Here is a 12,810-nt window from a genome sequence, read left to right as displayed (position 1 = left end):
ATAACATTATTTTAGCTTTTTCACCTTACGGAATCAAGGTAATTTTTGCATAGGTTTCGATGGTATTGCCTGTCATGGTGCTCACATTATCCATGATAAAAGTTCTCAGGCTTCCTGTCCCCAGCTGATTATTCGTAACCTGACGTGAAGCCAGCTCGCCCGCAATCCCCATACTGGCCACAGCGCATACCACCGCTTCCAAAACACTGTCTGGGTTGGCTGCCGCATAGGCTGCGGTCATGGCGCTGAGCATACAGCCCGTACCGGTGATCCTGGACATATCCCGGTGTCCGTTTTTTACCACATAAGCTTTTTCCGAATCCGTGATAAGATCCATAGCGCCGGTAATGGCAATGACCGCGCCGGTTCTTTCCGACAGCTCTTTGGCCAGAGCAACGGTCGCGTCCAGGGTTTCATCGGTCACTGTGTCTTTCACATCCGCATCCACGCCCCTTGTTGTGCCGGCTCCGGCATAGACCGTTTTAATTTCCGAGATATTGCCACGGATAACGGAAAAATTCACTTCCTTGAGTAGGCGGTGTGTGGTTTCAGTTCTCAGCTTGGACGCGCCGGCCCCCACGGGGTCCAGTACCACAGGATGTCCCAGCGCATTGGCCTTTTTCCCCGCCGCAATCATGGATTCAACTGTCCGGCTGTTCAGCGTGCCAATATTGATCACTAAAGCGCTGCAAATTGTGGTGATTTCCTCCACCTCTTCTATGTCATCTGCCATGATCGGGGACGAACCCATGGCCAAAAGAATATTCGCACAGTCGTTGACCGTGACATAATTGGTAATATTGTGGACCAGCTGAGGGTTTTTTCGGGTGTTTTCAAAAATATCAACAAAATTTTCGTTTAATCGGATCATCTTTTCTCCTTTAAAATTAAAACGCAGATGCCGGCTGGCCTTTCAAGCCGCGCCAGTCACCTGCGTACGCTGTTTATTTACCGGAAGGGCACTCCTGCGCATCTTCCATAATATCCACATGCTCACCGTTTAAGACCTTGTTCATATTTCTCACTGAGCACATTTTGCCGCACATGGTACAGGTATCCTGATTTTCGGGTGTCGACTCTGCGCGGTAACGCCTTGCCTTTTCGGGGTCAATGGCCAAGTCAAACATCTTATCCCAGTTAAGCTCACGTCTGGCAACTCCCATCTGGTAATCCCAATCCGCGGCTCCCGGCAGTCCTTTGGCGATATCGGCCGCATGGGCCGCAATTTTTGAAGCGATGATGCCTTCCTTAACGTCATCGACATCCGGCAGTCTTAAATGCTCGGCAGGCGTAACATAGCACAGGAAAGAAGCTCCATAGGTTGCTGCAATGGCCCCGCCAATGGCTGAGGTAATGTGGTCGTAACCCGGCGCGATGTCTGTCACCAGAGGTCCCAGCACATAGAAGGGCGCGCCCTTGCAGATGGTCTGCTGGATTTCCATATTGGCCTGAATCTGGTTGAGGGGCATATGGCCTGGTCCCTCAACAATGATCTGGACATTTTTATCCCAGGCGCGCTGTGTCAGTTCTCCAAGGGTTACCAGCTCCGAAATCTGTGAAATATCTCCGGCGTCCGCAATACAGCCCGGACGGCAGGCATCGCCAAGACTGATGGTGACATCGTGTTCCTGGCAGATTTCCAGGATTTCATCATAAAACTCAAAGAATGGGTTTTCATTGCCGGTCATTTCCATCCAGGCAAAAATTAACGATCCCCCGCGGGATACAATGTTCATCAGACGGCCGTTGTTCTTAAAGCGGTCGGCTGTCGAACGGTTGATTCCACAATGCAGCGTCAGAAAATCAACGCCATCCTCTGCGTGCATGCGCACAATGTCAATCCATTCCTGGGACGTAATTTCCTGAAGTGGCTTATTGTAATAAACCACGGCGTCGTAGATCGGCACGGTACCAAGCATGGCCGGACAGCTTTCGGTCAGCCTGCGTCTGAACTTACGCGTATCGCCGAAGGAGCTCAGGTCCATGATGGCCTCTGCGCCCATGTCAACCGCGCTTTTTACCTTTTCCATTTCCACATCCAGATTCAGGCAGTCTCTGGAGGTTCCAAGATTGACATTGATCTTTGTTTTCAACGCGCTGCCGACCCCATAGGGGGTTAAGCAGCGGTGATTTTTATTGGCAGGTATGGCGACCTGTCCCTTTGCCACCAGGCCCATTAAAGTATCTAAGGGCATGTTTTCATATTCCGCGACACGCTTCATCGCTTCGGTTTCAATGCCTCGGCGCGCGGCATCCATTTGAGTTGTGTACAGCTCCATATTTTCTCCTTAACTTTTTCAGTTTTTCAACAAAAAAAGCGCACCCACGGGTACGCTGCTTAGCTCAACTTGTCCTCCCTACGGCGGCGTTACACCGCATCAGGTAAAACGGGTTTAGGATTTAATCCAATCTCAGCAAAAGCTCCCCGGGCATCAACTCATTTGTCTTTCTTATTCTATCCTATGTGCTGAGAAATAACAAGGGGTTTCTTCATATTTACCAAAACATTTCAACGAGGCCTAAGACCACCAGCAAAACACCGGAAACAACGGGCGCGTAATCCCCCAAAAGCGGTCCTACCACACGCCCTCCAAGGCGGGCGCCCGACCATAAGGCGGCAAGACTGATCACAAAGGTACACACTGCCGTTAAGCGGATGCTGACACCGGTAATGCTGGCCGCTATTCCTGTGCCCAGATTGTTAAAAGTCAGCCCAAGTGCAACCACTACAATTTCGCGGTACTGGATATGGGCTTTATCGTGAACCGACGCATCCATTTTTTCTGCCATCTCATTGGTGCTTTTCATGGCATAGGTGCCTGATTTTTTCTCTTTTAAGAGCTTGACACACCCCTGTATGACAAAATAAAAGCCCAGCAGCATAATAATCCCGGCGCCCAGATAATTGCCCATCCGTTCTGGGATATAGCCCGACAGCCACCGGCCAAACAGCATGGCGATGACAGTCCCTGTCGTGGTGATCACCGCCACGATCAGGTTGGAGAGGGCGTCGAGATGAATTTTTTTTATGCCAAAAGCCAGGCCCACAACAATATTGTCAAGGTTGGAGGAAAGGCTGAATAATAAAGCGGATACCATTAAAACAAGCATTTTATCATGCTCCCTGTTTAGTTTTATACGTTCTTTTTATATTATACCTTTTCAGCCCTGTGAATTATCGTTGTCCTCTGGTAAATTTTATCAAAAAACAAAGATACCTGGTACCCCCTTGTACCAGGTATCTAACTCCCCTTCATTTTCCCCATTAAGAAAACGTTCATTCAGATATCATTTCCGAAGATGGTATCCCCCTTGATCCCACCTTATATCCTGCGTTTCAAAAACGTTTTCATTAACTGTCAATAATGATAACATTTCCCTCCATAATTGTCAAGTTATTTTATTAACAAGTTGGCTGTAAAAGCCCCAGAGTCCCACAGAATACAAAAGGAGACGCCGCTTTTCACGACGTCTCTTCTGCTTACTCCTTGGGGCCAGACCCCGAAATATTCAAACTTTCGGAATCCTCCGCTTCCATATTCTCTCTCGACTGTTTCTTCTTGAGCTTTGGCATAAAGCGTTTGACAAAGGTCCCTTTTCCACGGCCTTTGATATAAAACAGGCCAAAAATTGAAAAGACCACCGCGCCGATAAAATTAACAAACAGGTCGGACATGGTATCGATGAGCCCAATGTCAATATAGCCGCCGTAATTCCAGGTCTGTCCGTTAACAACGATGCTCTCAATGGGAATGGTGACCGCGACATTTTTCCCCTCTGGATTAAAGATCACCGAGCTGATGCTCTGGATAATGGTGTCCTTCTGCATATCCGTTTGGAAAAACCAATCGGCGGCAAACTCAAAAAATTCCCAGAGCACGCCGATCGTCATTGAAAAACAAAACGCAAAGACCGCCACAAAAACCGGTGACAGGCTCATACTGAAATTTTCATTTTGATTTAAAATATCAATCAGCGAAAACCCAATCGCTGCCATTAGAAAACCGTTTATGGTGTGCAGCATGGCGTCCCAATGGTCAAAAATCAAATAATATTCCTGAATCTCACCTAAAATTTCTGCTGAAAAGATAAATAATATGATGATAATTTCAAGGGTTGTCGGCATTTCGATGTGGAGCTGCTTGTCCACAAAGCTGGGAATCATAAACAAAATCAATGTCAGAACACACAGAAAAACATTGTTCCAGTTTTGATTCCAGATCTGGGCAATCATCACCGCAACGACTAAAACACGCAGCAATATGTATAAAAAAACCTTACCGCGGCTCTTCTTTGCCGGTTCGCCTTTATTTTTTTTCTTCTTTTCCTTTTTCAAAAACTGGCTCCTTTCTAAAAATTTTCATCGCTTTTCTGAACCATTATAACACAGACACGGGAAAATCGTTTTTTATTTAAGAAATTTGGGTAACTGTAATAATAGCTTATGTAAAATTAAGGAGTCGCTACAATGAAAAATAACTTTTTTAAAACAAATCTCACTCTGATTCTCTCCCTCCTGCTGTTGTCTGGTTTCAGCCCAATTCTGGCCGAAACGCCAGCCGGCGATCCCGCGCTCAATGAAGGGGCTGTGGGCAGTCCCCTGACCCTGACCTCCAGCGTCCCGCAGGACGGCGCCACCGATGTACAGCCCTTTACAGAAATTTCTGTATCCTTTAACCAGAATGTGGTCAACACTGCGGTAAAAGCCGCCAATGAAAAGGCCGTGACCCTCTGGAGTGAGGGCAGGCAGATTGACGCGGACATTGTTCTGTCCGATGATCTCATCGACCCTGAGGACTGGGGAACAATCCGTATTAACCCGAAGGATACCCTGAAGAGCAATCAGGAATACATTATAAAGGTGGATACCCATTTAACCTCCACCACCGGACAGCACCTCCAGGATCCTGTCGAGGTCCATTTTACCACCGTAAAATCAGCGGCCTCCATCACCGGAACTTCCATTGCTGCCGTTGCCGCGATTGTCATTATCGCCGCGGTTATTATCGGCATTCTTTACAAAAGACATAACCGCTAATTCAAAAGGACGCACCCATTGCCGGATGCGTCCTTTTCTTTATGCCTGCTTTTTTGCCGCCTCCACAAAGGCTTTAAACAAATCCCGTTCATAGGCGCGCTTTGGCCACAGAAACTCAGGATGCCACTGAATTGCCAGACCATAGGTCATGTCTGGTATCTCGACAGCCTCTACCAGGCCGTCCTTGGCGCGCGCGGTTGCCTCCAGCTGTGGGGAAAGCTCCGCAATCCCCTGATGATGCATGCTGTTGACACGAATTGTCCGCTCTCCGATAATTTCAAACAGCTTGCTGCCTTCCTGAATTTCGATATCGTGTACCGGGAAGATAAACTCTGTTTTCTGAGAATGCTGTACAGGGCTGGTTTCTTTTCTCTGCGCGATCAGATCCTGATAAAGGGTGCCGCCCAAAGCCACATTAAAAAACTGAAGCCCTCTGCAAACACCGAAAAGGGCTTTGTCCTGTTTCCGGACTTCATCTAGCAGGATCGCTTCCATATAGTCCCGTTCCGGTGAAACCTCATTGCAGTACTCTGTCATTTCCTGGTTGTAAAGAGCCGGATCCACATCCTGACCGCCGGTAAATAAAAATCCGTCAAACCCATCCACAAGCGCGCGGATGTCCGCTTCGTCCTTTAAAAGCGGCAGGACAAAGGGCATGCCTCCCACCTCCAGAATACCGTCCAAGTATCCCGGAAAAATCCAGATGCTGTTCCATTTGCTTGCCTGTTTTGTATCATAAAGGGGCAATACCCCTATTTTAGGTTTTTTTTCCATTCTGTTTTCCTCCAACAAAATATAAAAAAAGTATTTCCTCAAGCTTTCGCCATTGAAATACTTTAAAATAATATTACCCCAAAATCTTTAAAATAACAAGCACTTTCTTTACTGGAGCTGCTCTTGTCAGTCAATTCCAAATGCGGCCATGCGCTTGTCCAGCTCAGCAAGGGCGTCTTCATCCAAATCGTAACGGTCTAACAGATTCAAGAGGTCTTCGCATTTTTCACGGATGGCATCTGCGGTGGCTTCATCGCCTTCCTCCTTAAAAACCTCACCGTCCTCTTTTAAAAGATCGACAAGCGTCAATACCTTTTTAGGCTCGATCTCTCCAAAATTTCCCAACAGATCAAAGACGGTTTCCGACGGCAGGCTGAGAATCATATCAAGCGACATGCCCAGAAGGCTTTGATACTGGTCATTGGCCAGGGTATGACATTCCGCATATTCTTTTTTTGACCGTTTAAAAATTATCTCACTGACCGCCCGGCACATCGCCCCGATCATCTCCATTAAATAGTCATTTTTCAGCATCGCTTTCTCCTGTCTGTTCTCACCTAAAAAAAGCCCGGCGAACCGGGGCTTTCTTTATTCGGCTGTTGTATCCTCTACTACCTGAACTTCACCGCTTTCCATGTCCACGGTTATACTGACAAACTGCGTTTCATTCTTTTCGTCACCCGCTGTCAGAATCTCATCGGCATTCACATCGTCCATTGTCCAGGTAATTTTAAAAGTATTTCCTATCGTCTCAGAACTGGAGGTCATATTCTTCGTGTTCTGACGAAGGAAGTCCTGACCTATATGCTCTATAAACTTTCTTGTCGCAATTTTCTCTGCTGCGTAAACATCCATCCTTTATCCACCTCATTCTATATCATTCTATACATTTATAGATTTATTTTACCACTTTAGTCACTCTTTATCAATAAAAAGACCGGAATCTCTCTGAAAATATTTATCCAAAACCACCCCGGATAAAACATCAGGAAATAAAATCATTGACTCCAAACCTTTTATGCCTTTTCAGATTTTATATGAAAAATTTTTTGGAACAATCCCTTGACTTGCCCCACTCATTTCGCTATACTATGTTTCGATTCTAGTTCAATGGAACGCTCTGTTCAAAGCCGGAGCCTTCTGACCGACCTTCACTTGATCTAGCTTTTGTTCAAGGCATAAAACTACATTCAAGTGAAGCGCCGTTTTCTTTCAGCCATTTTCTGGATTTTTCTCTCTGTTCCATGCTGGCATCCCTTACCTGCAAAATCGCCTTATGGACATTTTCTAAAAAAACACGGTCGTTTTCCGGAATTAAAAGACCAAATTTTATACAATAAACCTTAATACGGTTCAAATCCAAGGACAGCAGTGCCTCGTTTCTTTCCTTTTCTGAACGTTCAAGTAACTGTAAGTAATTCATTTTTTAAACTCCTTTTCCATTTTTTCACTTTATATCATAAGCATATACCCAAGCGCTGCCAGCGGATTCACATTTTTTAAAAAAGGCAGTGCAAAGATTGAAAATAAAGGATTGCCAAAACAGCGCTGTTGTGTTATTATATGAGAGCTGAAATCTTAAGCTGAAGTGGCACAGATGGTAGCGCAATTGATTCGTAATCAATAGGTCAGGGGTTCGATTCCCCTCTTCAGCTCCACAAAAAAACAGAGCGGATTTACCAGATTGGTAAATCCGTTTTTTATTTAATTATTTCTGCTGCCAGTTTTCCGGCGTCCAAACCATATTTTCTCTATCTGCTCAAAACCGCCTGAATGCCTGTTTTCTGCCTGTCGTAAATGTTTAAATAATACCCTTAAAAAGCATTGCAGAATATATAAACCTATGCTATGATGAGGCTAACCAATACAAAGAGTAGACAAGGTGCGTAAAGTGTTAAAGGATGGGAAGTTGCCTTTAAACGAAAATAGGTCATTGCGGTACCTTGTCGCTTCCGCTTGTACAAATCAACAACCCTGTCCGCAGGGAGCCTGGCTGTCCAACAGATGCAGGCAAGTCTTATCCTTCGGGATACAATAGTTGTAGGCGTGCGGAAGCATTACTTTCTGAAATTGAAGGAGGTTCTCATGAAAAGTAATGCTTTATCCCGTAGCACCACCCGTACGAAACTGGTCGTCAACTGTGGTTTGCTCATTGCCATCAGCATTGTGCTGAAAATTTTATTCGAGATGTATATTCCTCTGGGCGGTTTTCCGTCTCTCAGAATCAATCTGACATCTCTCCCGATTATGCTTTCCGGCATCTTATTGGGACCACTCGCCGGTTTTATCGTCGGCTTTATTTCCGATCTGCTGTGCTTCTTCATTAAGCCCGGCGGTCCATTCTTTCTTGGTTTCACGGTTGCCAGCGGCCTCACAGGCCTGATTCCCGGCTTGCTGTGGATGCTGCTGAGAAAAAAGGAAATCAAGCATCTGGAATGGTTTAACCTTGGTTTTATCGTGTTGTCTGTTGGTGTTTTAGTATTAACCGGATTGTTCAGCTTTGAAAATGGCACAATCTACTATGCCGGTGAACCGCTGAATCCATTTGTTTTAGTGTTATTTATTGCCCTGATGGTCGGCTTTGTGATCTTCCCTATCATTACGGTCAGGCGTTCCGAGGTGTTAGGCGAATACCGAAGCGACTATATTCTGTTCATCGTCAGTGTGACCCAACTGATAACTTCCATTATTTTAAACACCTGGTTCTTAACCATTTTGTACGGCCAGGCCGTGACCGTGCTTTTACCCGCGCGGGTCATCACCAATATCTTCCTAATACCACTTTACACAATCGCCCTGGTGGGTTTACTGAAGGTATTGCCAAAATTTGTAAAAAAATAGGTTTCAGGAGCTGTGTAAAAACAGCTCTTTTTGTATTTCCAAATCTTATCATTGAAAACTCCGTACAATAGTGATAAGATAGACACAATTAATGATAAACAGAGTAGATAAGACGCGTGAAGTGTTAAAGGATGGGAAGTTGCCTTTAAACGAAAATAGGTCATTGCGGTGTCTTATCGCTTCCACTGTGCCCTACGATGGGGATTGTAGGTTGCGGAAGCACTGCTCTTTTTACCGGGCAGTGCTTTTTGTGTTTATTTTTAATAATCTTACAAGCGTTCAATATTGGAGGAACACAAATGAACAAAGAAAAAATTATGGAAGCTGTTACCATGCTGATCGAAGCTATCGGCGAAGATCCCCAGCGTGAGGGCCTTGCGGAAACACCGGACCGCATTGCAAGAATGTATGAAGAAATCTTTGCGGGTATTGGACAAACCGCCGAAGAACACCTGTCAAAATCTTTTACCATCGAGTCCAATGATCTTGTCATTGAACGGGACATCCCTTTTTATTCCATGTGCGAACATCATTTCCTGCCTTTTTATGGCAAGGCCCACATCGCTTACGTGCCAAACGGTAAGGTTGCCGGTCTCTCAAAGCTGGTACGGACTGTAGATGTTTACGCTAAAAAGCCCCAGCTCCAGGAAAAACTGACCTCGGAAATCGGCAATGCCATCATGGAATACCTGGATGCCCAGGGCGTAATGGTCATCATCGAGGCTGAGCACCTGTGCATGAACATGCGCGGGGTTAAGCGCCCCGGCACTAAAACCGTAACCGCCATGAGTGACGGTATCTTAAAAACAGACGCCAGCCTGAAAAATGATGTCTATAATCTTTTGGGCATACGGGCATGAGCTCTGAACTTACCCAGACCAACCGTCTGCTGAATCTTCCGCAATACCAGGATTATCTGCGCCGTATTGAAGCCCATGAAAAGAACCGCCGGCTCTGCCGCCACAACCTGGCCCATTTTCTGGACGTTGCCAGAATTGCCGCCATCATTGCCCATGATGAGGGGCTTAAGCTGGACCGGGATCTTATTTACACCACCGCCCTGCTGCACGACATTGGACGTTTTGTCCAGTACGAGGACGGAACGCCCCATGAGAGGGCTTCCCACGATCTGGCCGCCGGTTTTCTCAGGCAGCTGGATTTTTCACCGGAAGATCAGTCGGTTATCCTGGACGCGATCCTGTCTCACCGCACTTCTGGCACCCAGGGCTTTAACGCTGTTTTTTACCGTGCCGATAAAAAATCCCGGGCCTGCTACGGCTGCGGCGCCCGGGATGAATGCAACTGGAGCGATGAAAAGAAAAATTTAGAAATCACCTATTAACCCCAAGGAGACAAAATGAAAATTGGCAATAAAGATTTTGATTTAAAAAACCAGGTCTATATGATGGGGATTTTGAATGTCACGCCGGATTCTTTTTCGGACGGCGGACGTTTTGATTCCCGGGACCAGGCCCTGCGCCACACCGAGGAAATGCTGAAAGCCGGCGCTGACATCATCGACATCGGCGGAGAGTCCACAAGACCATCCCACACACCTCTCGGCGAAGAAGATGAGCTGAAACGCGTTATTCCCATGATCGAAGCCATCCGAAAACGCTTTGACGTCCCCATTTCCATCGACACCTACAAGGCAAACGTTGGTGAAGCCGCCATCGAAGCCGGGGCCAGCCTCATCAATGATGTGTGGGGCTTTAAACGGGAGCCGCGCCTGGCCGAGGTTACGGCAAAACACCAGGTTCCCTGCTGTCTTATGCACAACCGCACCAATATGGACTATACTGATCTGATGGCCGATATGCTCACCGATCTTCAGGCGTCCATCGACATCGCTCTGGCGGCTGGCGTTTCAAAGGATGCCATTATCCTGGACCCTGGTATTGGCTTTGCCAAAACAGGGGCGAACAACCTGACCGTCATGCACCATCTGGAGGAACTTCAAAAACTCGGCTGCCCGGTACTGCTTGGCACCTCCCGGAAAAGCTTTATCGGCAATACACTGGACCTGCCGGTAGATGAACGCCTGGAGGGAACCATGGCCACCACTGTCGTCGGGGTGATGAAGGGCTGTTCCATCATCCGGGTGCACGATGTCCTCGAAAACAAACGCGCCGCGCTGATGACCGCCGCCATCATGAGAGGCTGACCATGGATAAACTTTACATTAAAGACCTCGAGGTCTTTGCCAACCACGGCGTATTTGAAGAAGAAAAAAGGCTGGGACAGAAGTTTGTCATCTCTGCAACCCTTGAGCTGGATATGCACGCCGCCGCAGTTACCGGCGATCTGACCAAATCTGTGAATTATGGTGAGCTCTGTGCTGAAATCGAAGCAGAGTTTCAACGGGAAAACCATGACCTGATCGAAACCGCCGGAGAAAAGCTGGCGGACTATATTTTGAGCCATTATGACCAGGTAAAGGGCGTGACCGTTTTAGTAAAAAAACCCTGGGCGCCGATCCACAAATCCCTCGATTATGCCGCCATCGAAATCAACCGAAGCTGGCACCGCGCTTTCGTGGCCTTTGGGTCAAATCTCGGTGACCGTGAAAAAAACATCCAAACCGCCATCAACCTGTTAACAGACCGGAAGGATATCCGCCTCATTCAGAAATCCAGCATTATCGAAACCGAGCCCTGGGGTTATGCCGATCAGGACGCCTTTTTAAACGGCGCGATGGAGATAGAAACCACACTGTCCCCCGCGGATCTGATGACCCTGCTGCTGGAAACCGAAAAGCAGCTGAAGCGTGAACGCATCATTCACTGGGGGCCGCGTACCCTTGATCTGGATCTTCTGTTTTATGACAGGCTGGTATACGACCACCCGCACGTCACACTTCCCCATCCCAGAATACAGGACCGGCTTTTTGTACTGGAGCCCATGGCGGAAATCGCCCCCTGGTACATCCACCCTGTGCTGGGCAAAAGCATGACCGAGCTTATGGAGCAATTAAAAAAGACTGAGTCATAAGAATCTTATGCGCTTTTTCAATCCCACCACGGACAAAAACGTTCCCGGTAAAATCAGGTCTTTTTCCCTGATTTTACCGGGATTTTTATTAAAATTTCATTAATTTAAAAGTTTGGTATTGTTAAAATGACCCAATAAGAGTATACTAGTAAGTGAAATAAATCAAACAAATTTAAACGAGCTACGACTCAGGAGGTTTGAAATGGGATTAGTAACATCTACTGAAATGTTTAAGAAAGCATATGAAGGCAGGTACGCTGTCGGCGCTTTTAATGTAAACGATATGGAGATTATCCAGGGCATCGTTGAAGCCGCACAGGAAGAACAGGCGCCCCTGATTTTACAGGTGTCCGCCGGCGCCAGAAAATATGCCAATCCGGTTTATCTTAAAAAGCTGGTTGAAGCAGCGGTTGAGACCACGGACCTTGATATCTGTCTGCATCTGGACCATGGCGCGGATTTTGAAATCTGTAAATCCTGCGTTGACGGCGGCTTTACCTCGGTTATGATTGACGGCTCAAAATACCCCTTTGAAGAAAATATCGCGCTGACAAAAAAGGTTGCCGATTACGCCCACGACCACGGTGTCGTGGTGGAAGCCGAACTCGGAAAGCTGGCGGGGATTGAAGACGCTGTGAACGTAGGTGACCATGAAGCCTCCTTCACCGATCCGGACGAAGCCGTCGAGTTTGTCGAAAGAACCGGCTGCGACTCTTTAGCCATCACCATTGGTACCAGCCACGGCGCTTTTAAATTTAAAGGCACTCCGAAACTGGATTTCCCAAGACTGGAAAAAATATCCGGACTTCTGCCCGGCTACCCGCTGGTGCTCCATGGCTCTTCCAGTGTTCCCAAAGAATTTGTCGACCTGTGCAACCAGTATGGCGGCGCCATTCCCGGCGCACAGGGCGTGCCGGAGGATATGCTGCGTGAAGCCGCCAAATGGGGCGTGTGCAAGATCAATATTGACACCGATTTAAGACTGGCCATGACCGCCTCTATCCGTAAGGTTTTTGTGGAACAGCCGCAGGTCTTTGACCCGAGAGAGTACCTTGGACCAGGCCGTACCGCCATTAAAGCCATGGTTGCCCACAAGCTCAAGGACGTTTTGGGCTGCGCAGGCAAGCTTTAAACAAAAATAAATATCCAATCCGGAATGCCCGGCA

15 protein-coding genes, 1 tRNA gene and 3 riboswitches are annotated in these 12,810 nt (G+C 47.2%); of the genes, 8 read left to right on the top strand and 8 right to left on the bottom strand.

Translation table 11 applies throughout. The features are described 5' to 3' along the window. Positions 1 to 25 precede the first annotated feature (25 nt). The 4 genes from thiM to I2B62_RS00225 form a co-directional block, all read right to left on the bottom strand. Entirely contained in the window at positions 26 to 871 is an 846-nt protein-coding gene (gene thiM, locus I2B62_RS00240; protein ID WP_195266982.1) for a hydroxyethylthiazole kinase, read from the bottom strand. A 73-nt stretch (positions 872 to 944) separates the two neighbouring features. Continuing rightward, positions 945 to 2,279, bottom strand: a complete 1,335-nt coding sequence (thiC, locus tag I2B62_RS00235; protein ID WP_195266981.1) for a phosphomethylpyrimidine synthase ThiC — start codon at positions 2,277 to 2,279, stop codon at positions 945 to 947. Positions 2,280 to 2,337: 58 nt separating this feature from the next. Beyond that, positions 2,338 to 2,438: riboswitch (TPP riboswitch) on the bottom strand. 58 nt (positions 2,439 to 2,496) lie between these two features. Further along, positions 2,497 to 3,111, bottom strand: coding sequence for a manganese efflux pump (locus tag I2B62_RS00230; protein ID WP_195266980.1), 615 nt, complete (start codon positions 3,109 to 3,111; stop codon positions 2,497 to 2,499). Positions 3,112 to 3,481: 370 nt separating this feature from the next. Beyond that, on the bottom strand, positions 3,482 to 4,336 hold the full coding sequence (locus I2B62_RS00225) for a hypothetical protein (protein WP_195266979.1): 855 nt from the start codon (positions 4,334 to 4,336) through the stop codon (positions 3,482 to 3,484). Between the two features lie 132 nt (positions 4,337 to 4,468). Between I2B62_RS00225 and I2B62_RS00220 the strand changes: the two genes are divergently transcribed. Next, complete coding sequence (locus tag I2B62_RS00220; RefSeq protein ID WP_195266978.1) at positions 4,469 to 5,038, top strand: Ig-like domain-containing protein; 570 nt, start codon at positions 4,469 to 4,471, stop codon at positions 5,036 to 5,038. A 39-nt stretch (positions 5,039 to 5,077) separates the two neighbouring features. Here the strand turns inward: I2B62_RS00220 and I2B62_RS00215 are convergent, their stop codons facing one another. The 4 genes from I2B62_RS00215 to I2B62_RS00200 form a co-directional block, all read right to left on the bottom strand. Next, positions 5,078 to 5,812 (bottom strand): gamma-glutamyl-gamma-aminobutyrate hydrolase family protein, encoded by a 735-nt coding sequence (locus I2B62_RS00215; RefSeq protein WP_195266977.1) that lies wholly within the window; start codon positions 5,810 to 5,812, stop codon positions 5,078 to 5,080. Between the two features lie 126 nt (positions 5,813 to 5,938). Continuing rightward, complete coding sequence (locus I2B62_RS00210) at positions 5,939 to 6,346, bottom strand: DUF6483 family protein (protein WP_195266976.1); 408 nt, start codon at positions 6,344 to 6,346, stop codon at positions 5,939 to 5,941. 54 nt (positions 6,347 to 6,400) lie between these two features. Further along, complete coding sequence (locus I2B62_RS00205) at positions 6,401 to 6,667, bottom strand: hypothetical protein (protein WP_195266975.1); 267 nt, start codon at positions 6,665 to 6,667, stop codon at positions 6,401 to 6,403. A gap of 316 nt (positions 6,668 to 6,983) precedes the next feature. Beyond that, positions 6,984 to 7,235 carry a hypothetical protein gene (locus I2B62_RS00200; RefSeq protein ID WP_195266974.1) on the bottom strand — a complete coding sequence of 84 codons (252 nt, stop codon included), beginning with the start codon at positions 7,233 to 7,235 and terminating at the stop codon, positions 6,984 to 6,986. 159 nt (positions 7,236 to 7,394) lie between these two features. On the opposite strand from I2B62_RS00200, the gene I2B62_RS00195 reads away from it, so the two are divergent. The 7 genes from I2B62_RS00195 to fba all read left to right on the top strand — a co-directional run bounded on the left by I2B62_RS00195 (position 7,395) and on the right by fba (position 12,776). Beyond that, a tRNA-Thr gene (locus I2B62_RS00195) sits at positions 7,395 to 7,470 on the top strand. Positions 7,471 to 7,679: 209 nt separating this feature from the next. Further along, positions 7,680 to 7,771, top strand: a riboswitch (THF riboswitch). Positions 7,772 to 7,897: 126 nt separating this feature from the next. Beyond that, positions 7,898 to 8,653, top strand: a complete 756-nt coding sequence (locus I2B62_RS00190; RefSeq protein ID WP_195266973.1) for a folate family ECF transporter S component — start codon at positions 7,898 to 7,900, stop codon at positions 8,651 to 8,653. A 97-nt stretch (positions 8,654 to 8,750) separates the two neighbouring features. Next, positions 8,751 to 8,843: riboswitch (THF riboswitch) on the top strand. A 109-nt stretch (positions 8,844 to 8,952) separates the two neighbouring features. Further along, positions 8,953 to 9,513, top strand: coding sequence for a GTP cyclohydrolase I FolE (gene folE / locus I2B62_RS00185; RefSeq protein ID WP_195266972.1), 561 nt, complete (start codon positions 8,953 to 8,955; stop codon positions 9,511 to 9,513). After that, positions 9,510 to 9,995, top strand: coding sequence for an HD domain-containing protein (locus I2B62_RS00180; protein WP_195266971.1), 486 nt, complete (start codon positions 9,510 to 9,512; stop codon positions 9,993 to 9,995). Before folE ends, I2B62_RS00180 begins: the two co-directional genes overlap by 4 nt. Before the next feature lie 15 nt (positions 9,996 to 10,010). Continuing rightward, complete coding sequence (gene folP / locus I2B62_RS00175; RefSeq protein WP_195266970.1) at positions 10,011 to 10,817, top strand: dihydropteroate synthase; 807 nt, start codon at positions 10,011 to 10,013, stop codon at positions 10,815 to 10,817. A 2-nt stretch (positions 10,818 to 10,819) separates the two neighbouring features. After that, the gene (folK, locus tag I2B62_RS00170) at positions 10,820 to 11,644 is read left to right on the top strand and encodes a 2-amino-4-hydroxy-6-hydroxymethyldihydropteridine diphosphokinase (RefSeq protein ID WP_195266969.1); all 825 of its coding nucleotides are present in this window, start codon (positions 10,820 to 10,822) and stop codon (positions 11,642 to 11,644) included. 202 nt (positions 11,645 to 11,846) lie between these two features. Continuing rightward, positions 11,847 to 12,776, top strand: coding sequence for a class II fructose-1,6-bisphosphate aldolase (gene fba, locus I2B62_RS00165; RefSeq protein WP_195266968.1), 930 nt, complete (start codon positions 11,847 to 11,849; stop codon positions 12,774 to 12,776). Positions 12,777 to 12,810 lie beyond the last annotated feature (34 nt).

The organism is Eubacterium sp. 1001713B170207_170306_E7 (assembly GCF_015547515.1).
In the GTDB taxonomy this organism is placed as follows: domain Bacteria; phylum Bacillota; class Clostridia; order Eubacteriales; family Eubacteriaceae; genus Eubacterium.
The sequence above is the reverse complement of the archived record's forward strand: the minus strand, read 5'-3'. Positions and strand labels throughout refer to the sequence as shown.